Raw genomic sequence first — 19,953 nt, 5'->3', positions numbered from 1 at the left:
TAAAGATCATTCTGTGGATTGCGCCCATGACCTTTAGAGCCCTGATTACCCTCGCCGAGGGCATCGATGACCTGCAAACCGTGACGCTGATCGATGTGCTGCGCCGCGCCAAGGTTGAAGTGGTGGTGGCCAGCATCGAGGGCCGGCGCATGCTCACCTGTGCCCGCGGCACCCGCGTGACGGCCGATGCAATGCTGGTGGATTTGCTGGCCCAGCCGTTCGACCTGGTCGCGCTACCTGGCGGTGCCGTCGGCGCGCAACATCTGGCCGGCCATCAACCTTTGCAGCAATTGATCAAGGATCAGGCGGCAGCCGGCCGTCTGTTCGCCGGCATCGCCGAAGCCCCGGCCCTGGCACTTCAGGCCTTTGGCGTCCTGCGTCAACGGCGGATGACGTGCCTGCCGACCGCCAGTCATCAACTGTCGGGTTGCAACTTCGTCGACCAACCGGTGGTGGTCGACGGCAACTGCGTGACCGCTCAAGGTTCAGGCGGCGCTTTGGAGTTTGCCCTGACACTGGTGGAACAACTTTGCGGCAAGGCCATGCGTGCGACGGTGGCGGGGGAGTTGATGGTTTAGAACGTGTCAGGCGTGGACTGCGAGGGGTTTGATGACCGGTTGCTCCCGCTGCTCTGCTTGCCAGAGATCGTAGTCGGTCTGAACCCCTAGCCACATCCGCGCCTTACCAATTCCGGCCCGCTCCAGACGGACTGCCAGGTCTGGACTGATCGGCGCATGGCCATGCAGCACCCGCGAAAGGTGAGGGCGTGCAAACCCCAAATGCCGGGCAAGTTCCGTCACGCTGATGCCCAGTTCGGGCAGGACGTCCATCAACAGTGTTTCGCCAGGGTGTGGCGGGTTGTGCAAGGGCATGTCCTGCCTCCTGTCAGTGGTAGTCCAGATAGTCGACCAACTCGATATCCGAACCGATAAAACGAAAAATAACCCGCCAGTTTCCTGAAACGCTCAGTGCCCAGAACTCGGCCAATTCGCCCCTGAGCGGGTGTAATCGCCATCCCGGTAGATCGAGGTCACCCGGTGCCATTGCGCGGTCCATGAATTGCAGCATCCGAGACAGACGCTTTGCATGGTTTGCCCGGATTCCACGCGTCGAACCTGTTTCATAGAAACCGCGAAGGCCTTTGTGCTGAAAGGATTTGATCATGGGTTGAGTGTAAGGCGTTACATTACACTCAATGCACTATCTATGTATTGCACCTGGTCGGCAAATTTGTGCTCTGCCTCAGTATTTCAAACCTTGGCTTCTTCCGCAGGCACATGCATGCGATCCCGGTTGGCCAGGGTCGGAAACAGTTTGATCCAGACCCCGGTCACCACCAGCGTGCCGATGCCGCCCATGACCACCGCCGGCACGGTGCCGAACCAATGGGCGGTGAGACCGGATTCGAATTCGCCCAACTGGTTCGAAGCGCCGATAAACAGGCCGTTGACGGCGCTGACCCGGCCACGCATTTCATCCGGGGTTTCCAGTTGCACGAAGGACGCGCGGATCACCATGCTGATCATGTCTGCTGCGCCCAACACGACCAGCACCGCCAGCGAGAACCAGAATGAAGTGGACAGGCCGAACGCAATGGTCGCGACGCCGAATACACCGACGGCGGTGAACATCACCCGACCGACCTTGCGATCCACGGAGAACCGCGCCAGCCACAGCGACATCAGCAACGCGCCCACTGCCGGAGCCGAACGCAACAAGCCCAGGCCCCATGGCCCGGTCAGCAGAATGTCCTTGGCAAACACCGGCAGCAAGGCCGTCGCGCCGCCGAGCAGCACGGCAAACAGATCCAGAGAAATCGCCCCGAGAATGTCCGGTCGGCTGCGAATGAAGCGGATACCCGCCAGCAGCGAGTCCAGGGTGGCCTTGCCTTTGTTCAATGGCGTTTGCCGCGCAGGCAGGTTGAGCATCAGCAGGCAGGCGATCACATAGAGAATCACGGTCGGGCCGTAGACCCAGACGCTGCCAAAGGCATACAGCAAGCCGCCGAGGGCCGGCGCGACGATGGTCGCCGATTGTTGGGCGGACTGTGCAGCGGCGACGGCGCGGGGGAACAGCGCGGAGGGAACGATACTTGGCAGCAGTGCCTGGGTGGTCGGCATCTCGAAGGAGCGCGCGGCGCCGAGCAGAAACGCGAGGATGAAGATCATTTCCCGGGTGACATGGCCGGTGGCGCCGCCAATCGCCAGGGTCAAGGCAATCAAGGCTTGCAGCGACTGACAGATCGCCGCGACTTTGCGCCGGTCGTAGCGGTCGGCGACATGCCCGGTGTGCAACATGAACAGCACGCGCGGGGCAAATTCCACCAGGCCGACCAGGCCCAGATCCAGCACGTTGCCGGTCAGTTGATAGAGGTTCCAGCCGATGGCCACGGTGAGCATCTGAAAGCCGCTGGCGGTAAACACCCGGGCCAGCCAGAACGCGATGAAAGGGCGGTGATGACGTAACAGCAAAGGCGCTTGGCTGGGCATCGGAGGCAGATCTTGAGCGAGGGGAGGCCCGAGATTATCACCAACCTGTAATCAGAAGTTGCAGAGACGGGAAATTTAGTTAGCTAGACACCGATCCCGAAATCCCTGAAATCCCCTGTGGGAGCGAGCCTGCTCGCGAAGGCGTCGGTACATACAACCTATAAGGGACAGACAGACCGCTTTCGCGAGCAGGCTCGCTCCCACAGGAATGTGTTGCCAGCTATGACTGTGGCTATGAGGCAACCTGTCACGCGGCAAAAGACCACACCGTCCATCGCCAAAAACCGGACTACTCTTTTACCCATGCTTGATCCAGATCAAGGCCTTTGCGGAATTGATCTGGTGGCCAGATGGCCGAATTCCCTACGTGTGATGTTTGTAAAAAGAAGAACGAATTCAAATTCGCCACACTCCTATTCGTGGGGGCCGTGGGTGTAGGCCGCAAGCCTTCAGCCGGTATTACCTGACAGAGGAAGACTTATGTTCGGTTTGGAGGCGCTTGATCTCGCCCGAATTCAGTTCGCGTTCACCATCTCGTTCCACATCCTGTTCCCGGCCATCACCATTGGTCTGGCGAGTTACCTGGCGGTACTCGAAGGCCTGTGGCTGAAAACCAATAACGACACCTACCGCGATCTGTACCACTTCTGGTCGAAGATCTTTGCCGTCAACTTCGGCATGGGCGTGGTCTCCGGGCTGGTCATGGCCTATCAGTTCGGCACCAACTGGAGCCGCTTTTCGGACTTCGCCGGTTCCGTCACCGGGCCGTTGCTGACGTATGAAGTACTGACCGCGTTCTTCCTTGAAGCCGGTTTCCTTGGGGTCATGCTGTTCGGCTGGAACAAGGTCGGGCGCAATCTGCACTTCTTCGCCACGGTCATGGTCGCCATCGGCACGCTGATCTCGACCTTCTGGATTCTCGCGTCCAACAGCTGGATGCAGACCCCGCAGGGCTTCGAAATCGTCAACGGCCAGGTCATTCCAACCGACTGGCTGGCGGTGATCTTCAACCCGTCGTTCCCGTACCGCCTGATGCACATGGCGACGGCCGCGTTTGTCGCGACCGCATTCTTCGTCGGTTCCTCGGCGGCCTGGCATTTACTGCGCGGCAAGGACAACCCGGCGATCCGTACCATGCTCTCGATGGCCATGTGGATGGCCTTGATCGTCGCGCCGATTCAGGCGGTCATCGGTGACTTCCACGGTCTCAATACGTTGAAGCATCAACCGGCGAAAATCGCCGCGATCGAAGGCCACTGGGAAAACCACGGTGATGAACCGACCCCGCTGATCCTGTTCGGCTGGCCGGACATGAAAGAAGAGAGGACCAAGTTCGCCGTCGAGATTCCGTACCTGGGCAGCCTGATCCTCACGCACTCGCTGGACAAACAGGTGCCGGCGCTCAAGGAGTTCCCGCCGGAAGACCGGCCGAATTCGACCATCGTGTTCTGGTCGTTCCGGATCATGGTCGGCTTGGGCATGCTGATGATCTTTACCGGTCTGTGGAGCCTGTGGCTGCGCAAAAGCGACAAGCTGTATACCTCGCGACCGTTCCTGTACCTGGCATTGTGGATGGGGCCGTCCGGCCTGATCGCGATCCTCGCCGGTTGGTTTACCACTGAAATCGGCCGTCAGCCTTGGGTCGTCTACGGCCTGATGCGCACGGCGGATGCGTCCTCCAATCACAGCTTCATGCAGATGAGCATCACGCTGATCCTGTTCGTCGTGGTCTATTTCGCGCTGTTCGGTGCCGGTCTGGGCTACATGATGCGCCTGGTGCGCAAAGGGCCGAAGATCGACGAAGGCAAGGAAACCAACGACGGTGGTCCCGGCCAGAAACGCACACCGGCGCGTCCCCTGTCTGCGGCTGACGATGATGGCGCCGAAAACGACCACAGCCCCAGCCTGACCAAGGAGATTTGAGTCATGGGTATTGATCTTCCGCTGATCTGGGCCGTGATCATCATCTTCGGCATCATGATGTACGTGGTCATGGACGGCTTCGACCTGGGGATCGGGATTCTCTTCCCGTTCATTCCGGGCAAGACCGACCGTGACGTAATGATGAACACCGTCGCACCGGTCTGGGACGGCAATGAGACCTGGCTGGTGCTGGGCGGTGCGGCGCTGTTCGGCGCCTTCCCGCTGGCGTATTCGGTGGTGCTCTCGGCGCTGTACCTGCCGCTGATTTTCATGCTGATCGGGCTGATCTTTCGCGGCGTGGCGTTCGAGTTCCGCTTCAAGGCCAAGGACGACAAGCGCCACCTCTGGGACAAGGCGTTCATTGGAGGCTCCATCGCCGCGACCTTTTTCCAGGGTGTCGCGTTGGGTGCGTTCATCGATGGGCTGCCGGTGGTCAACCGTCAGTTCGCCGGCGGGTCACTGGATTGGCTGACACCGTTCACGATGTTCTGCGGCGTGGCGTTGGTGGTGGCTTATGCGCTGCTCGGTTGCACTTGGCTGATCATGAAAACCGAAGGCAAGTTGCAGGAACAGATGCACAACCTGGCGCGGCCGCTGGCGTTCGTGGTGCTGGCGGTGATTGGTATCGTCAGCATCTGGACGCCGCTGGCTCACGCGGAAATCGCCGCGCGCTGGTTCACGTTGCCGAATCTGTTCTGGTTCCTGCCGGTGCCGATTCTGGTGTTGGTGACCATGTACGGCCTGATCCGCGCTGTGGCTCGCAATGCGCACTACACGCCGTTCCTGCTGACGCTGGTGCTGATCTTCCTCGGCTACAGCGGTCTGGGCATCAGCCTGTGGCCGAACATCGTGCCGCCGTCGATCTCGATCTGGGACGCCGCCGCACCGCCGCAAAGCCAGGGCTTCATGCTGGTCGGCACCTTGTTCATCATCCCGTTCATCCTGGGTTACACCTTCTGGAGCTACTACGTGTTCCGCGGCAAGGTCACCCATGAAGATGGTTACCACTAATCCTGTAGGAGCAAGCTTGCTCGCGATGGCGTCATCACTGACGCCATCAACCTTGAAGAGGAGGGTTGGAACGCCATGACTGGTAAACACACTTTGGAAGAAATCCAGGCCGCAGAGAAAAAGCCGCTCTGGCAGCGGCTTGGCTGGCTGGCGATGATCTGGGCCGGCAGCGTGGTAGCGCTGTTCATCGTTGCGAGCCTGATGCGCATGTTCATGAATGCCGCAGGCCTGTCGACCCACTGAATTCGCAAAATCCCATCCCGATGCCTTGCGGCACGGATTTACAACCCTCCTGCGCTGGAGGGTTTTTTTTGTCCGGGATTATTTTCGGGCTTTGAGGATCACGAACTTCGGTGTGGCCGCCACTTGTTCGACGCCACGGAACAACCGCGCCAGTTTGCTGTGATAACCCAGATGACGGTTGCCGACGATGTACAGCGCGCCGCCCACCACCAGCGCTTCGCGCGCTTGCTGGAACATCCGCCAGGCGAGGAAATCGCCCACGACTTGTTGTTGGTGAAACGGGGGGTTGCACAGCACCACGTCCAGTGACTGCGGCTCCTGCCCGGCCAGACCATCCCCGGCACGCACGATCACGTCCCGGTCACCCAGCGCCGCGCGCCAGTTTTCGGCGGCCGATTGCACGGCCATGAAGGATTCGTCCACCAGCGTGTAGTGCGCCTGCGGGTTTTGCAGAGCGCTGGCAATGGCCAACACGCCATTACCGCAGCCCAGATCCGCGACCCGTGCCGCGCCGAGGTTTGTCGGCAAGTGCGGCAAAAAGGCTCGGGTACCGATATCCAGCCCTTCGCGGCAGAACACATTGGCGTGGTTGAGCAGTTCAATCGCCGGCGCATCGAGCTGATAGCGAGTCGGGTAGGGCGACGTCGCGGGTGCTTTGGCTTCAGCGGTGGCCATCAACAGCCGAGCCTTTTTCACCGCCAGCGAGGCTTGAACCGGACCGATGTAGCGCTCCAGCAAATCCCCGGCGGCGCGTGGCAGATGCTTGATCATGGCGCCGGCAATCACTTGGGCGCCGGGCGCCAGTTGGCTTTGCAGACGGATCAGTTGTTCTTCCAGCAAGGCCAGGGTTTTCGGTACACGAATCAGGACCCGATCAAACGGGCCGCTAAACGCTTCGCTGGCAGGTACGCGAGGCACGGCATCAAATGCCTGAGCGTTACGGATCAGATTTTTTTCCAGGCCTTGAAAGGCCAGGAACGAGTCGCCGCTGCTGGTCACCTGAACCTTGCCCGCGAGGCTGGCAGCCAATGCGCCAAAGCTGTCGTTGAGCACCAAAACACGCGTATCCGGAGCCGGTTGTTGTTCGGCCAGGTGATTGAGCAGGTATTCGTCGGCGGCATCAAACGCTTGCAGCGGTTCGTTCTGCTGTTCTGGCTGGCGGATCAGGTCGAGGCGGGCGAAGGGTGTTTCGAGCAAAGGCATGGGGCGGGGCTCTGGGTAAATCAACGGGTATCCCGCGGCCCAGGGGCGTTGTAGCGGGCGAGGCCGTCCGAGTGCACTGCGTCGTGAAGGTTCACACGTCAACACTCAGGAGGAATCGCAAATGGTACGTTACTCGCAGGTTTTAATCGATCAACGTGTCGAGGTGCTTTTGAGGTGACCGGCCTTGATCGCGGCGATGATCGCGGCAATCTTGTTGCTGACCCCGAGTTTCAAAATCACGCTTTGAATGTGGAAATGGATGGTCCGTGCGCTCAGGTTAAGAATTCGCGCGCTTTCTTCAGCCGTCTTGCCGGCTGCCGCCAGTTCCAATACGTCGATTTCCCGTGGAGATAAATGTGGAGCGGGTGGTTTCAGCATTTTCCTGGGCAACGATTGTGCGATCAACGCATGAAGATGACGGCACATGAACACCGAGAAACCGAGGTTTTCATACAGCTCCAGGGCCGTGATCGGGTAATGGCTCCTTGCCAGGCTCAGAATACTGCACAGGCCGCTCTCTTCGTCATGCAGCGATTGTGACCAGCCGTGCTGCAAACCATGCGTTTCCAGGGCCTCCCACAGGGAAGGAACCTTGGAGAAAAGCGTTTCGCTCCTCATAATGGGCAGCATTGAGTGATTGCAATGAGCTACTACCGGGTCCACCGAGCTTAAGTTTTTCTGTTCATAATACGTGTTCCAGATGGTTGGGTAATTGTTGTGTCGGATAGTATTGAGCTGGTTGCTTTTTGTTTGATAAGTAGTTGAAAAAGCGAAAAATTTAAACCCGATGTTTTTCGCGAATTCAAGTGCGATCGGGTACGCGGCATCAATATGCTTCGTGCTCGATAGTTGGTTGAGTTGTGACTCCTTCCACCGCTCCATCATGTATCTCCATTTTACAATCTGCCGGGGTGCTGATTGGATCCGAAATCCTGCACGAGCCGAGTGTAGGATGATTCGTACATAAAGGTGAGATTTTTTGGCTTTACTGCGCTTTAAAAAATAAATATCAAGTTCTAATGGGATTTTTAAAAATGCGGCGGGTTTTGAATGTCGAGTTTAATTTCATTGGCCGTTTTATTAACTGAATGGTACGTCTGAAAAGATCAAATACTCTTTGTAATGTTCAGGTTGATAATTAAAGACACTACAAATCATCGGTGTTTGTTTTTCCCGCTTTGCGGGACACTGGATGCAATCTGTTGAATGGAGCGCACCATGACTGCCAGTGCAGAAAAATTCACGCGCCAGACCCTGCTCGACGTCAAGCCGTTGACCCCGAGCCTGTTCACCCTGCGCACGACGCGGGATCCGGGCTTTCGTTTTCGTGCGGGGCAATTCGCCCGGCTGGGCGTGACCAAGGCTGACGGCAGCGTTGTTTGGCGTGCCTATTCCATGGTGTCTTCGCCTTACGACGAGTTCCTCGAATTCTTTTCCATCGTGGTGCCGGGGGGCGAGTTCACCAGTGAGCTGAGTCGGCTGGGCGTCGACGATACGCTGCTGGTCGACCGCCAAGCCTTTGGATACCTGACGCTTGATCGCTTCATCGATGGGCGGGATCTCTGGTTGTTATCCACCGGCACGGGCGTGGCGCCGTTTCTGTCGATCCTGCAGGACTTCGAGGTCTGGGAGAAGTTCGAGCGAATCATCCTGGTCTACAGCGTGCGCGAAGCCCGGGAGCTGGCGTATCAGGAACTGATCGCGGAATTGATGCAGCGTGACTATCTGGCCGAGTACGCGCACAAGTTTCAATACATTGCCACCGTCACCCGCGAGCAGCATCCAGGTGCCTTGAATGGCCGGATCACCACCTTGATCGAGAGTAGCGAACTGGAGCGGGCGGCGGGTGTGGCAATGACGTCCGAGCATTCGCGGGTCATGCTGTGTGGTAACCCGCAGATGATCGATGACACGCGAAAACTGCTCAAACAGCGTGACATGCACTTGAGTCTCAGCCGACGCCCCGGGCACGTGGCGGTGGAAAACTACTGGTAAAAAAAACGGCGCCTCGAAGGCGCCGTTTTTACCTGCATCAGATCATTCTGGCCGATTGTTCTGAGCCTTCAACAGATCGCGAATTTCACCCAACAGCTCCTCTTCCTTGGTCGGAACCGGCGGCAGGGTGGGCGCAACGGCTTCTTCGCGCTTCAAGCGATTGATGGCTTTGACGCCCATGAAAATCGCGAACGCGACGATGATGAAGTCGATCATGCTCTGGATGAATTTACCGTACGCCAGCACCACTGCGGGGGCGTCGCCGCTGGCGGCCTTGAGCGTAATGGCGAGATCACTGAAATCCACCCCACCGATCAGCAGGCCGATTGGCGGCATGACCACGTCGCCGACAAACGACGAAACGATCTTGCCGAAGGCGGCACCGATGATGATACCGACGGCCATGTCGACCACGTTGCCTTTTACCGCGAAGGCCTTGAACTCATTTAGCACGCCCATAGGTTATTTCCTTGTTACAGATGAGGTTGGTAACGCAGTGTAAATCAGCCAAATGGTTCTTGCCCGAAACAACTGCTTACAGCGCTTGCCTGCTATCGACCGGGGCAACGGTAAAAAGTTTTCAAAATGCCATCATTGGTGCATTGATCTGCGTTTTTCAGGTGTGTGCCCGCTATCCATCTGAAGGGTGTTGTTCGTCATTCAGTCGCTTGCGCTGATCAGCGATGGAGGTGGTGGTCCTTATCAAAAGTGCGTGCGTCACAGGAGCGACTTGTTGAGTGTAATGGGAGAGTGCGTGCTATAAGTTTTACAGCGGTTAACTTCAAGTATAAGTTCCTGGTTCGGAAAATAGTGGCTGGAAAAACACAGAATGCGTGATGCCGTAAAGCCATCGATTTGATTTTCAGTATTAAACTCTTGGTTTGTTAGGTGATGTTGTACGTTAAGTTTGCAGAGTGTTAAGAGTTGTACAGCTTTGTGGGTTTTGGATTTAACGTTGGTCGAGTTATTTTGGCAGCGCGTTGTACAAGTTATGAAAGTTGCAACGCTGTCGTTGTCTCGAGAATCGAACAAGTTGCCGCACAATTCCATTTGGCAACTCCGTCGCACTGATCCAGCCCAGCTGAGCTATCATCGCGGTTTTTGCCGGGAGTTCAGATGGCCAAGGCCAAACGCATGTACGGCTGCACCGAGTGCGGCTCAACCTTCCCCAAGTGGGCCGGCCAGTGCGGCGAGTGCGGGGCCTGGAACACCTTGACCGAAACCATGGTCGAGAGCGGCGGTGCCGCAGCCCCCAGCGGCCGCACCGGCTGGACCGGCCAACAGGCACAGATCAAGACCCTGGCCGAAGTCAGCGTCGAAGAAATACCGCGCTTTTCCACTGCATCCAGTGAGCTCGATCGCGTCCTGGGTGGCGGGCTGGTGGACGGTTCGGTGGTTTTGATCGGCGGTGATCCGGGCATCGGCAAATCAACCATCCTCTTGCAAACCTTGTGCAACCTCGCCAAGAGCATGCCGGCGTTGTACGTCACGGGCGAAGAGTCCCAGCAGCAAGTGGCCATGCGCGCCCGACGCCTGGGATTACCGCAGGATCAACTGCGGGTCATGACCGAAACCTGCATCGAAACCATCATAGCCACCGCCCGGGTCGAAAAGCCCAAGGTCATGGTGATCGACTCGATTCAGACGATTTTCACCGAGCAGCTGCAATCGGCACCGGGCGGCGTGTCCCAGGTGCGGGAGAGCGCGGCCTTGCTGGTGCGTTATGCCAAACAGAGTGGCACAGCCATTTTTCTGGTTGGCCACGTGACGAAAGAAGGTGCGCTGGCCGGACCGCGCGTGCTGGAGCACATGGTCGATACCGTGCTGTATTTCGAGGGCGAATCCGACGGTCGCTTGCGCTTGCTGCGGGCGGTGAAGAACCGTTTTGGCGCGGTCAACGAACTGGGCGTGTTCGGCATGACCGACAAGGGTTTGAAAGAAGTCTCCAACCCTTCGGCGATTTTTCTTACTCGTGCACAGGAAGAAGTCCCGGGCAGTGTGGTCATGGCAACGTGGGAAGGGACCCGACCGATGCTGGTGGAGGTTCAGGCGTTGGTGGATGACAGCCATCTGGCCAACCCGCGTCGGGTCACGTTGGGGCTGGATCAGAACCGACTGGCGATGTTGCTGGCGGTTCTGCATCGACACGGCGGCATTCCGACCCACGACCAGGACGTGTTCCTCAACGTGGTGGGTGGCGTGAAGGTGTTGGAAACCGCATCCGACCTGGCGCTGATGGCGGCGGTCATGTCCAGTTTGCGCAACCGGCCATTGCCCCATGATCTGCTGGTGTTCGGCGAAGTCGGTTTGTCTGGCGAAGTGCGTCCGGTGCCGAGCGGGCAGGAACGCTTGAAAGAAGCGGCCAAGCACGGCTTCAAACGGGCCATCGTGCCCAAGGGCAATGCGCCGAAGGAGTCTCCGTCGGGATTGCAGATTATTGCCGTTACCCGCCTCGAACAGGCCCTCGACGCCCTGTTCGAATAACCTGCCAGATAGAACACCGATCCTGTGGGAGCGAGCCTGCTCGCGATAGCGGACTGTCAGTCAACATCATCGTTGAATGTTAAACAGCTATCGCGAGCAGGCTCACTCCCACATTGGATTGGTGTCGGGTTTTCAGACTTCGATCAGGGCACCCAACTCGCGCTCCAGCTCCTGCGGATCCCCCAGATTGAGCTCGATCAATCGCCGCAGCCGCTCGATGGATTCCAGGCTGATGTATCGGCAAACGAATCCCAAATGGCGAGGATCGTCGTGCGTCAGTTGCACATCCATCTTGATGTCAAAGTCCTTGCTGAGATGAATGTCGACAGAAAACATCTTTTTCGGGTCGCCCAGCCACGGCTCGGGTCGCTCGATCAGTATTCCCTTGAGCGACAAGTCAATCAGCTTCACTGGCCAGATGAATTCCCCTTGGCAAAGCTCGGTTCGGGCATCGAACGCAATACGTTTGAAGCGGCGGCGATTGGCAGGGTGTTCGCTCATGTCTTATTCCTCTTAATGTCCGCTGACTATAGACCCGCATTGTCAAAGCCTGCCAGCTGACACGGGCGTCTAGACCAATGTCGGGTATGGCCTTTGCCGTCAGGAGAGCTAAACTCGGGGTGGCTGTCTTTCTTGTCCACCCTGGCTGGAATAAAAAAATGAAAAATAATAATAGCCCGCTACGCCACCTACCCTGGCTGCTGCTGGCAATCGTAGGAGCGTGCGCCCTTGGCGTAGTGGCATTGCGTCGAGGCGAGGCAATCAACGCCTTGTGGATTGTGGTCGCTGCCGTGGCCATTTATCTGGTTGCGTACCGTTATTACAGTCTGTTCATCGCTAACAACGTGATGCAACTCGATTCACGACGGGCCACCCCCGCTGTGCTCAACAATGATGGTCTGGACTACGTCCCGACCAACAAACACATCCTTTTCGGTCACCACTTCGCAGCCATTGCCGGCGCAGGGCCATTGGTCGGTCCGGTGTTGGCGGCGCAGATGGGCTACTTGCCCGGCACGCTGTGGCTGATTGCCGGTGTGGTGCTGGCCGGTGCGGTTCAGGACTTCATGGTCCTGTTCATGTCCACCCGCCGCAACGGCCGCTCCCTGGGCGACATGGTCCGCGAAGAAATGGGCCGCATCCCCGGCACCATCGCGCTGTTCGGCTGCTTCCTGATCATGATCATCATCCTCGCGGTGCTGGCTCTGATCGTCGTAAAAGCCCTGGCCGAGAGCCCGTGGGGCATTTTCACGGTGATGGCGACTATCCCGATCGCGATGTTCATGGGCATCTACATGCGCTACATCCGCCCGGGCCGCATCGGTGAGATCTCCATCGTCGGCGTGCTGTTGCTGCTGGGTTCGATCTGGCTGGGCGGGCAGATTGCCGCGGACCCGGTCTGGGCCAAAGCCTTCACCTTCACTGGCGTGCAGATCACGTGGATGCTGGTCGGTTACGGTTTCGTCGCTGCCTCTTTGCCGGTGTGGCTGATTCTGGCTCCGCGTGACTACCTGTCGACGTTCCTGAAAATCGGCACCATCATCGCGCTGGCGATCGGCATCCTGGTCACCATGCCCGAGCTGAAAATGCCGGCGCTGACCCAGTTCATCGATGGCACCGGTCCGGTATGGAAAGGCGGTCTGTTCCCATTCCTGTTCATCACCATCGCCTGTGGCGCGGTCTCGGGCTTCCACGCGCTGATCTCCTCCGGCACCACGCCAAAACTGCTGGATAACGAGGTCAACGCCCGTTACATCGGTTACGGCGGCATGTTGATGGAATCGTTCGTGGCCATCATGGCGATGGTTGCCGCTTCGGTGATCGAGCCAGGCGTGTATTTCGCCATGAACAGCCCGGCGGCCGTCGTCGGTGGTGACGTGGTCGCGGTTGCACAAACTGTCAGCAGCTGGGGCTTTGCAATTACCCCGGAAGCGCTGCAAACGGTGGCCAAGGACATCGGTGAAACCACCATCCTGGCCCGCGCCGGCGGTGCGCCGACCCTGGCGGTCGGTATTGCGCAGATCCTGCACAGTGTCCTGCCGGGTGAAAACACCATGGCGTTCTGGTACCACTTTGCGATCCTGTTCGAAGCGCTGTTCATCCTGACAGCGGTGGACGCCGGTACCCGTGCCGGTCGCTTCATGTTGCAGGACTTGCTCGGCTCCTTCGTGCCGGCGCTGAAACGCACCGAATCCTGGACCGCCAACCTGATCGCCACCGCCGGTTGTGTGGCGATGTGGGGCTGGTTGCTGTATCAGGGCGTGATCGATCCGCTGGGTGGCATCAACACCTTGTGGCCGCTGTTCGGTATCTCCAACCAGATGCTGGCCGGTATCGCGCTGATGCTCGGCACCGTCGTGCTGATCAAAATGAAACGCCAACGCTACGTCTGGGTGACCATGGTGCCAGCGGTCTGGCTGCTGATCTGCACCACCACCGCCGGCTTCATCAAGCTGTTCGACGCCAACCCGGCGATCGGCTTCCTGTCGCTGGCCAAAAAATACAGCGATGCGCTGGCCAACGGTCAGATCCTCGCCCCGGCCAAGGACATCACCCAGATGCAACACGTGATTTTCAACGCCTACACCAACGCAACGCTGACCGCGCTGTTCCTGTTCGTGGTGTTCAGTATCCTGTTCTATGCACTCAAGGTCGGCATTGCCGCCTGGGGTAAAAAAGAGCGTACGGATAAAGAATCGCCATTCCAGGCCTTGCCGGACGCGTAATCGAGGATTGCAGCATGTTCAATGACCTGAGTCGCCTCGGTAAATACCTCGGTCAGGCCGCGCGCCTGATGGTCGGCATGCCCGACTACGACAACTACGTCGAGCACATGCAAACCAAACACCCGGACAAACCGGTGATGAGCTACGAAATGTTCTTTCGGGAACGTCAGGAAGCCCGTTACGGTGGCAAGGGTGGGCCGAAGTGCTGTTGACCCGGTTGTCGGGTTAACAGCAATCCCTGTGGGAGCTAGCCTGCTGGCGATGGCGGCTGAACATTCAACATCACTGTTGATTGACAGTCCGCCATCGCTAGCAGGCTAGCTCCCACATTTGTTTTATGTTGTTTTCTAATTCTGTAAAGCAGGAGACTCCAGTTGTCCTCTCCCATCCCCGTCACGATCCTCAGCGGCTTCCTCGGCGCCGGCAAGACTACGCTGTTGCGCCACCTGCTCAAAGCCGAGCACGGCCTGAAAATCGCCGTGATCGAAAACGAATTCAGTGACGCCGGCATCGACACCCAACTGTTGGGCGACGAGCCGGTGCAGGTGATGACGCTGTCCAACGGCTGCGTCTGCTGCACCATCCACACCGACCTGACCAAGGCGCTCTACCTGTTGCTCGAACGCCTGGACAGTGGCGAAATCGCCTTCGACCGTCTGGTGATCGAGTGCACCGGCCTGGCGGATCCGGCACCGGTGGCGCAAACCTTCTTCATCGACGAAGAACTGCGTGAGCGTTACATCCTCGACGGCATCATCACGTTGGTCGATGCAGCGCACGCCGACGTACACCTGACCCAAACCATCGCCCAGGCGCAGATTGGTTTTGCCGACCGCTTGCTGGTGAGCAAACGCGATCTGGTGGACGAGCCGACCTTCACCGCGTTGAGCGAGCGCCTGACCCGTATCAACCGTCGCGCGCCGATTCGCGTGGTCGACCACGGCCAGATCGATCTGGCCGAACTGCTCGATGTGCGCGGCTTCAACCTCAATGCCGACCTGGGTGGCGGCGTGAGTTTGCGCCCGGTCAGCAAAGCGCCTTCCATCGACCGCATTTCCAGCCTGGTGCTGCGCACCGACAAGCCGCTGGATATCGACAAGCTCAGCGAGTTCATGAACGAACTGCTGGAAGAACATGGCAAGCAGTTGCTGCGCTACAAAGGCGTGCTGAACATCCTTGGCGAGCCGCGGCGCATGGTGTTTCAGGGGGTGCTGAAGTTGTATGGCTTCGACTGGGACACGGAGTGGGCAGAGGGCGAGGCGCGGGAAAGCGTGATTGTGTTTATTGCCGATGAATTGCCGGAAGAGAAGATTCGCGAGGGGTTTGCGCGGGTAGCGGCGGATTGAATCATTTCGTTCGTCAGTGATAACGCCATCGCGGGCAAGCCTCGCTCCTACAGTCGGTGATATCCGTAGGAGCGAGGCTTGCCCGCGAAAGCGATCTAACCAGCAACACGATCCTGACTAAGCCCAAGTCCTGAGTTCAGCAATATTTCCTCAAGATCATCCAGGTGCCCGCTCAGCAGCGAGACCGCCTTCACCGCATCCCCACGCTCCACCGCATCCAGAATCGCGGAATGCACCCGCCAATCGCAATAACCCTCCGCCGATACATCAAACTGCGCAATCGCCAGCGAAGTCAGTGGCACCAGGCTGCCCAGAAAATGCGCCAGCGGTGCATTCCCCGCCATTTCGGCCAGCTGCAGATGAAACGCCCCCGCCAACCTGATCGCCGAGCCATGCGCGGCACATTGGCGCTCGCGATCAATCAACCCACGCAGACACTTCAAGTCTTGTGCACGGGGCTGCTGACACGCCAGCCGCACCACCGTGGTTTCGGTCAGCCGCCGCGCATGCAGCGTCTGCCGGACTTGCTCATGATCGAGCGCCGCGACTCGGGGACGATGGTGAGTGCGCAACACGATGATCTGCTGATGGGACAGCTGCGTCAGCACCCCGCGCATGTCACTGCGGCGAGCGCCGAACATCTGCGCCAGGCTTTCTTCGGTAACGCGACTGGCCGCATCGATGCGCTGTTCAAGAATGGCGTCGAAGACTCGCGAGTAGAGATCATCCGTCGGCGTGGGAAAGGGCAGGGCAACAAGAGTTTGCGCTGAAGCGAAGCTGTTCATGGCCTGTCTCCGGTTCCAAGAGGGTTCAACTGCCGAGGTTGTCGTCCGGGATATTCAATTCGATGCCCATCCGCTGGCCTTCGCGAAGAATGTGCCGACGCATTTCGGCACTCGCCAGGGCGCTGTTTTTGCTGCGGATCGCGCGCACCACGGCTTCGTTTTCTTCGAGGCGTTCGGCCAGATGCTCGGGGGAGTTGCGCAGCACCTCGGCGCTTTGCTTGAGGGCGTTGCTGGTCTGCTGTACCACGCTCTGGAAAATCGGGTTCGAGGTCAGCGTGAACAGCTCTTCGTGGAACGCGATGTAGGCGTTGACCCCGGCTTCGCTGTCGTTCGCCTCCAGGGCTTCGCGCATGTCCATCAGGGTCAGGCGCAATTGCCCGACTTCCTTGCTGCTGATCGACTGCGCCACCAGGCCGACGATAAACGGCTCAAGGGTGTAGCGCAGTTGCAGCACGTCTTCCAGGCTCGCGCCGGCCACTGCACTGTCGTGGCTTTGGCTGTCTGTCAGTTGGGCATCGAGCACCACCACGCCTTTGCCCGGCATCGAGCGCACCAGGCCGAGGGTTTCCAGGACGATGACCGCCTCGCGCAGGCTCGGGCGGCTGATGCCCAGTTGTTCGGCCAGTTCACGTTGCCCCGGCAGCATCTCGCCGGAGCGCCATTGCCCACGTGCCAGCGCGGCACGAAGTTTTTCCACTACTGAATTTACGACGGTTGACGAGGTAATCACTGTTCGCTCCAAGTCGCGATAATGTGCCCGCCCAAAGGCAGGCACACGTTGTTTAAAATTCCTGCTGGTGCGCGGGCGCGACCGGTTTTCGAGGCTGGAAGGTATAACCCACCTGACCGGAAAGCACCTTGTTTGCGCGTTGGATATCGATGTCTTTTTCCCATCGGGCGATGGCCACGGTGGCCACGCAGTTGCCGATCAGGTTGGTCAGCGCGCGGCCGATGCCCATGAACCAGTCCACCGCCAATACCAGCACCAGACCGACCACCGGAATCGCCGGGATGGCCGTCAGTGTCGCGGCCAGAATCACCAGCGCCGAGCCGGGAATCCCGTGAGCCCCTTTGGAGGTGATCAGCGACACCAGCAAAATGGTCAGCAAATCAGTCATGGCCAACGGCGTACCGGTGGCATTGGCGATGAACACAATGGCCAATGTCAGGTAGATCGAAAAGCCGTCGAGGTTGAACGAGTAACCGGTGGGAATCACCAGCCCGACCGTCGAACTGCCGATGCCCAGATGTTCGAGCTTGCGCATGATTTGCGGCAGCACGGCGTCGGACGAGGCGGTGCCCATGACGATCATCAGTTCTTCGCGCAGGTATTTGAGCAGCGGCCACATGCGCAGGCCGGACAGGCGCATCACCAGGCCGAGAATCAGCGCCACGAACGCGACACACGTCAGGTAGAAAAGACCGACCAGACTGCCAAGGTGTTGCAGCGAGTCCAGGCCATATTTGCTGGTGGTGAAGGCAATTGCGCCGAACACGCCGATCGGCGCCAGGCGCACGATCATGCCCATGATGCGGAAAATCACGTGGCTCAGCTCATTGATCAGCCGGGAAATGCCCGACGCGGCTTCGCCCACCAGGTTCAGTGCGCTGCCGAACAGCACTGAAAACAGCAGGACCTGCAGGATGTTGTTGTCGGCGAAGGCGCCGATCACCGAGGTCGGAATCAGGTCCATCAGGAACTGCGTAGTGGTGTGCATGTGCTGGCCGCGCTGGGCGATGTCGCCCATGTCGGCGGCAGACAGCTGCTCCAGATGAATGTTCGCGCCGCTGCCGATGCCGGTGCTGAAGGCGAACACCAGGCCAATCACCAGGGCGATGGTGGTCAGCACTTCGAAGTAGATCACCGATTTCAGGCCGATGCGCCCGACCTTCTTCAGGTCGCCGGCGCCGCTGATGCCGCTGACCACCACGCAGAACACGATCAGACCGATGAGCATCTTGATCAGTTTGATGAAACCGTCGCCGAGGGGTTTGAGCTGGGCGGAGTATTCGGGAAGGGTCAGCCCGCAGACGATGCCGAGCACCAGTCCGAGAACCACTTGAAGGAAGATTGAACGCGAGCACCATCTGAGCATGGGAGGAATCCTGGTCGGTGTCCTGGCTGCCGTGCGCTGCGCGCATCAGATTCAGGACTTAATTATTGTGGTCTTACCGGTATGTCCAGTGCAGGCGCAGTCTACGCCGGATTTTTTTACGATTACAAGTGAAAACCTGAAAATTGGCATGACCGGTCTGACCAGCGAAGCTGGTTGTGTAGGAGCCGGCTTGCTGGCGATGGCGCCAGAAAGATCCCTACAAGGCTCAAGAACAAGCACTCCAGCCAGCCACCTCCCACAAATCGCAGGCGAAAAAAAACCGGCCATCACTGGCCGGTTTTTTCTAACTACGGTTTAACGGGCTGATTAAGCGCCGTACACCGGCAGCTTCTTGCAGATAGCCTTGACCTTCTCACGAACGGCGTCGATCACCGCTTCGTTGTTCAGGTCAGCCAGGATGTCGCAGATCCAGCCGGCCAGCTCTTTGCACTCTGCTTCCTTGAAGCCGCGAGTGGTCACAGCCGGAGTGCCGAAGCGCAGGCCGGAGGTGACGAACGGGGAACGTGGATCGTTTGGCACGGAGTTCTTGTTCACGGTGATGAATGCTTTGCCCAGAGCGGCGTCAGCGTCTTTACCGGAGATTTCCTGCTTGATCAGCGACAGCAGGAACAGGTGGTTTTCAGTACCGCCGGAAACCACGTCGAAACCGCGCTCGATGAAGACGCTGGCCATGGCCTGGGCGTTTTTCACCACTTGTTGCTGGTAAGCCTTGAACTCAGGCTGCAGCGCTTCCTTGAAGCAGATCGCTTTAGCAGCGATCACGTGCTCCAGCGGGCCACCCTGGGCGCCCGGGAATACTGCGGAGTTCAGCTTCTTCTCGATGTCGGCGTTGGCGCGAGCCAGGATCAGGCCGCCACGTGGACCGCGCAGGGTCTTGTGCGTGGTGGTGGTCACGACGTCAGCGAATGGCACCGGGTTCGGGTAGACGCCAGCGGCGACCAGACCGGCCACGTGGGCCATGTCGACGAACAGGTAGGCGCCCACCTTGTCAGCGATTGCGCGGAAGCGCGGGAAGTCGAGGATCTGCGAGTAAGCAGAGAAACCGGCCACGATCATTTTCGGCTTGTGCTCAACGGCCAGGCGCTCGACTTCGTCGTAGTCGATCAGGCCATTGGCGTCGATGCCGTACTGAACGGCGTTGTACAGCTTGCCGGAGGACGAAACGCTGGCACCGTGGGTCAGGTGACCACCGTGAGCCAGGCTCATGCCCAGGATGGTGTCGCCCGCTTGCAGCAGGGCCAGGTAAACGGCGCTGTTGGCTTGCGAACCGGCGTGCGGCTGAACGTTGGCGTAATCGGCACCGAACAGTTCTTTGGCACGGTCGATGGCCAGTTGCTCAACGACGTCGACGAACTCGCAACCACCGTAGTAGCGCTTGCCCGGGTAGCCTTCGGCGTACTTGTTGGTCAGTACCGAGCCTTGAGCTTCCATCACCGCAGGGCTGGTGTAGTTTTCCGAAGCGATCAGCTCGATGTGTTCTTCCTGGCGCTGAGCTTCTTGCTCCATGGCGGCAAAAAGATCGGCGTCGTACTTGGCAATAGTCAAATCACGGCTGAACATGGCGGTCCTCAAGGATCGGGGCAGAAAAGGGGGCATTCTAACCCAATGGGATTTAGATGGCATATGAAAGG

The 19,953-nt window shown here is 58.8% G+C and carries 21 protein-coding genes; 10 read left to right on the top strand and 11 right to left on the bottom strand.

What is annotated here, in order from left to right; all coding sequences use genetic code 11:
• Window positions 1-26 precede the first annotated feature (26 nt).
• Window positions 27-578 carry a DJ-1 family glyoxalase III gene (locus tag K5R88_RS16900; RefSeq protein ID WP_207285511.1) on the top strand — a complete coding sequence of 184 codons (552 nt, stop codon included), beginning with the start codon at window positions 27-29 and terminating at the stop codon, window positions 576-578.
• 6 nt (window positions 579-584) lie between these two features.
• On the opposite strand, the gene K5R88_RS16895 is transcribed toward K5R88_RS16900, so the two are convergent.
• The 3 genes from K5R88_RS16895 to K5R88_RS16885 form a co-directional block, all read right to left on the bottom strand.
• Entirely contained in the window at window positions 585-872 is a 288-nt protein-coding gene (locus K5R88_RS16895; protein WP_192228018.1) for a HigA family addiction module antitoxin, read from the bottom strand.
• 13 nt (window positions 873-885) lie between these two features.
• Window positions 886-1,164: a type II toxin-antitoxin system RelE/ParE family toxin gene (locus tag K5R88_RS16890; protein WP_226298077.1), complete on the bottom strand. Its 279-nt coding sequence runs from the start codon at window positions 1,162-1,164 to the stop codon at window positions 886-888.
• Window positions 1,165-1,250: 86 nt separating this feature from the next.
• Complete coding sequence (locus K5R88_RS16885; protein WP_192228016.1) at window positions 1,251-2,489, bottom strand: MFS transporter; 1,239 nt, start codon at window positions 2,487-2,489, stop codon at window positions 1,251-1,253.
• Between the two features lie 480 nt (window positions 2,490-2,969).
• Between K5R88_RS16885 and K5R88_RS16880 the strand changes: the two genes are divergently transcribed.
• The 3 genes from K5R88_RS16880 to K5R88_RS16870 all read left to right on the top strand — a co-directional run bounded on the left by K5R88_RS16880 (window position 2,970) and on the right by K5R88_RS16870 (window position 5,666).
• The gene (locus K5R88_RS16880; protein ID WP_008040295.1) at window positions 2,970-4,412 is read left to right on the top strand and encodes a cytochrome ubiquinol oxidase subunit I; all 1,443 of its coding nucleotides are present in this window, start codon (window positions 2,970-2,972) and stop codon (window positions 4,410-4,412) included.
• 3 nt (window positions 4,413-4,415) lie between these two features.
• Window positions 4,416-5,423 carry a cytochrome d ubiquinol oxidase subunit II gene (gene cydB / locus K5R88_RS16875; protein ID WP_008028900.1) on the top strand — a complete coding sequence of 336 codons (1,008 nt, stop codon included), beginning with the start codon at window positions 4,416-4,418 and terminating at the stop codon, window positions 5,421-5,423.
• A 75-nt stretch (window positions 5,424-5,498) separates the two neighbouring features.
• Window positions 5,499-5,666 (top strand): DUF2474 domain-containing protein, encoded by a 168-nt coding sequence (locus tag K5R88_RS16870; protein WP_008028899.1) that lies wholly within the window; start codon window positions 5,499-5,501, stop codon window positions 5,664-5,666.
• Window positions 5,667-5,744: 78 nt separating this feature from the next.
• Here the strand turns inward: K5R88_RS16870 and K5R88_RS16865 are convergent, their stop codons facing one another.
• Window positions 5,745-6,869, bottom strand: a complete 1,125-nt coding sequence (locus K5R88_RS16865) for a methyltransferase (RefSeq protein WP_192228015.1) — start codon at window positions 6,867-6,869, stop codon at window positions 5,745-5,747.
• Window positions 6,870-7,019: 150 nt separating this feature from the next.
• Complete coding sequence (locus K5R88_RS16860) at window positions 7,020-7,751, bottom strand: autoinducer binding domain-containing protein (RefSeq protein ID WP_226298076.1); 732 nt, start codon at window positions 7,749-7,751, stop codon at window positions 7,020-7,022.
• A gap of 336 nt (window positions 7,752-8,087) precedes the next feature.
• On the opposite strand from K5R88_RS16860, the gene K5R88_RS16855 reads away from it, so the two are divergent.
• Complete coding sequence (locus K5R88_RS16855) at window positions 8,088-8,864, top strand: ferredoxin--NADP reductase (RefSeq protein ID WP_226298075.1); 777 nt, start codon at window positions 8,088-8,090, stop codon at window positions 8,862-8,864.
• Between the two features lie 42 nt (window positions 8,865-8,906).
• Here the strand turns inward: K5R88_RS16855 and mscL are convergent, their stop codons facing one another.
• Window positions 8,907-9,323, bottom strand: a complete 417-nt coding sequence (gene mscL, locus K5R88_RS16850) for a large-conductance mechanosensitive channel protein MscL (RefSeq protein WP_008040320.1) — start codon at window positions 9,321-9,323, stop codon at window positions 8,907-8,909.
• A 657-nt stretch (window positions 9,324-9,980) separates the two neighbouring features.
• Between mscL and radA the strand changes: the two genes are divergently transcribed.
• Window positions 9,981-11,348, top strand: coding sequence for a DNA repair protein RadA (gene radA, locus K5R88_RS16845; RefSeq protein WP_223557260.1), 1,368 nt, complete (start codon window positions 9,981-9,983; stop codon window positions 11,346-11,348).
• A gap of 132 nt (window positions 11,349-11,480) precedes the next feature.
• On the opposite strand, the gene K5R88_RS16840 is transcribed toward radA, so the two are convergent.
• A complete protein-coding gene (locus K5R88_RS16840) occupies window positions 11,481-11,849 on the bottom strand; it encodes a PilZ domain-containing protein (protein ID WP_008040322.1) in 369 nt (122 codons plus the stop codon).
• Window positions 11,850-12,007: 158 nt separating this feature from the next.
• Between K5R88_RS16840 and K5R88_RS16835 the strand changes: the two genes are divergently transcribed.
• The 3 genes from K5R88_RS16835 to yjiA all read left to right on the top strand — a co-directional run bounded on the left by K5R88_RS16835 (window position 12,008) and on the right by yjiA (window position 15,420).
• On the top strand, window positions 12,008-14,074 hold the full coding sequence (locus K5R88_RS16835) for a carbon starvation CstA family protein (protein ID WP_008040323.1): 2,067 nt from the start codon (window positions 12,008-12,010) through the stop codon (window positions 14,072-14,074).
• Between the two features lie 14 nt (window positions 14,075-14,088).
• On the top strand, window positions 14,089-14,286 hold the full coding sequence (locus K5R88_RS16830; protein ID WP_007895266.1) for a YbdD/YjiX family protein: 198 nt from the start codon (window positions 14,089-14,091) through the stop codon (window positions 14,284-14,286).
• 162 nt (window positions 14,287-14,448) lie between these two features.
• Window positions 14,449-15,420: a GTPase gene (gene yjiA, locus K5R88_RS16825; protein WP_008028882.1), complete on the top strand. Its 972-nt coding sequence runs from the start codon at window positions 14,449-14,451 to the stop codon at window positions 15,418-15,420.
• Between the two features lie 95 nt (window positions 15,421-15,515).
• Here yjiA and K5R88_RS16820 read toward each other — a convergent pair whose 3' ends face one another.
• The 3 genes from K5R88_RS16820 to K5R88_RS16810 are packed head-to-tail and all read right to left on the bottom strand — an operon-like array spanning window position 15,516 to window position 18,301.
• Window positions 15,516-16,205 carry a GntR family transcriptional regulator gene (locus K5R88_RS16820; protein WP_226298074.1) on the bottom strand — a complete coding sequence of 230 codons (690 nt, stop codon included), beginning with the start codon at window positions 16,203-16,205 and terminating at the stop codon, window positions 15,516-15,518.
• 25 nt (window positions 16,206-16,230) lie between these two features.
• Window positions 16,231-16,935 carry a FadR/GntR family transcriptional regulator gene (locus K5R88_RS16815; protein WP_008040325.1) on the bottom strand — a complete coding sequence of 235 codons (705 nt, stop codon included), beginning with the start codon at window positions 16,933-16,935 and terminating at the stop codon, window positions 16,231-16,233.
• 52 nt (window positions 16,936-16,987) lie between these two features.
• Window positions 16,988-18,301, bottom strand: a complete 1,314-nt coding sequence (locus tag K5R88_RS16810) for a C4-dicarboxylate transporter DctA (RefSeq protein WP_008040326.1) — start codon at window positions 18,299-18,301, stop codon at window positions 16,988-16,990.
• Between K5R88_RS16810 and K5R88_RS16805 the strand changes: the two genes are divergently transcribed.
• Window positions 18,300-18,620: a hypothetical protein gene (locus K5R88_RS16805; RefSeq protein ID WP_226298073.1), complete on the top strand. Its 321-nt coding sequence runs from the start codon at window positions 18,300-18,302 to the stop codon at window positions 18,618-18,620. The genes K5R88_RS16810 and K5R88_RS16805 overlap by 2 nt on opposite strands.
• Before the next feature lie 8 nt (window positions 18,621-18,628).
• Here the strand turns inward: K5R88_RS16805 and glyA are convergent, their stop codons facing one another.
• A complete protein-coding gene (gene glyA, locus K5R88_RS16800; protein WP_008028869.1) occupies window positions 18,629-19,882 on the bottom strand; it encodes a serine hydroxymethyltransferase in 1,254 nt (417 codons plus the stop codon).
• Between the last annotated feature and the right edge of the window lie 71 nt (window positions 19,883-19,953).

The organism is Pseudomonas sp. MM213 (genome assembly GCF_020423045.1).
Taxonomy (GTDB): Bacteria; Pseudomonadota; Gammaproteobacteria; order Pseudomonadales; family Pseudomonadaceae; genus Aquipseudomonas; species Aquipseudomonas migulae.
The sequence above is the reverse complement of the archived record's forward strand: the minus strand, read 5'-3'. Positions and strand labels throughout refer to the sequence as shown.

Excerpts from the sequence above, each read along its gene's own strand:
- K5R88_RS16900 (WP_207285511.1), top strand. The coding sequence starts at position 27 with ATGACCTTTAGAGCCCTGATTACCCTCGCCGAGGGCATCGATGACCTG.
- K5R88_RS16895 (WP_192228018.1), bottom strand. The coding sequence starts at position 872 with ATGCCCTTGCACAACCCGCCACACCCTGGCGAAACACTGTTGATGGAC.
- K5R88_RS16890 (WP_226298077.1), bottom strand. The coding sequence starts at position 1,164 with ATGATCAAATCCTTTCAGCACAAAGGCCTTCGCGGTTTCTATGAAACA.
- K5R88_RS16885 (WP_192228016.1), bottom strand. The coding sequence starts at position 2,489 with ATGCCCAGCCAAGCGCCTTTGCTGTTACGTCATCACCGCCCTTTCATC.
- K5R88_RS16880 (WP_008040295.1), top strand. The coding sequence starts at position 2,970 with ATGTTCGGTTTGGAGGCGCTTGATCTCGCCCGAATTCAGTTCGCGTTC.
- cydB (WP_008028900.1), top strand. The coding sequence starts at position 4,416 with ATGGGTATTGATCTTCCGCTGATCTGGGCCGTGATCATCATCTTCGGC.
- K5R88_RS16870 (WP_008028899.1), top strand. The coding sequence starts at position 5,499 with ATGACTGGTAAACACACTTTGGAAGAAATCCAGGCCGCAGAGAAAAAG.
- K5R88_RS16865 (WP_192228015.1), bottom strand. The coding sequence starts at position 6,869 with ATGCCTTTGCTCGAAACACCCTTCGCCCGCCTCGACCTGATCCGCCAG.
- K5R88_RS16860 (WP_226298076.1), bottom strand. The coding sequence starts at position 7,751 with ATGGAGCGGTGGAAGGAGTCACAACTCAACCAACTATCGAGCACGAAG.
- K5R88_RS16855 (WP_226298075.1), top strand. The coding sequence starts at position 8,088 with ATGACTGCCAGTGCAGAAAAATTCACGCGCCAGACCCTGCTCGACGTC.
- mscL (WP_008040320.1), bottom strand. The coding sequence starts at position 9,323 with ATGGGCGTGCTAAATGAGTTCAAGGCCTTCGCGGTAAAAGGCAACGTG.
- radA (WP_223557260.1), top strand. The coding sequence starts at position 9,981 with ATGGCCAAGGCCAAACGCATGTACGGCTGCACCGAGTGCGGCTCAACC.
- K5R88_RS16840 (WP_008040322.1), bottom strand. The coding sequence starts at position 11,849 with ATGAGCGAACACCCTGCCAATCGCCGCCGCTTCAAACGTATTGCGTTC.
- K5R88_RS16835 (WP_008040323.1), top strand. The coding sequence starts at position 12,008 with ATGAAAAATAATAATAGCCCGCTACGCCACCTACCCTGGCTGCTGCTG.
- K5R88_RS16830 (WP_007895266.1), top strand. The coding sequence starts at position 14,089 with ATGTTCAATGACCTGAGTCGCCTCGGTAAATACCTCGGTCAGGCCGCG.
- K5R88_RS16820 (WP_226298074.1), bottom strand. The coding sequence starts at position 16,205 with ATGAACAGCTTCGCTTCAGCGCAAACTCTTGTTGCCCTGCCCTTTCCC.
- K5R88_RS16805 (WP_226298073.1), top strand. The coding sequence starts at position 18,300 with ATGGGAGGAATCCTGGTCGGTGTCCTGGCTGCCGTGCGCTGCGCGCAT.
- K5R88_RS16810 (WP_008040326.1), bottom strand. The coding sequence starts at position 18,301 with ATGCTCAGATGGTGCTCGCGTTCAATCTTCCTTCAAGTGGTTCTCGGA.
- glyA (WP_008028869.1), bottom strand. The coding sequence starts at position 19,882 with ATGTTCAGCCGTGATTTGACTATTGCCAAGTACGACGCCGATCTTTTT.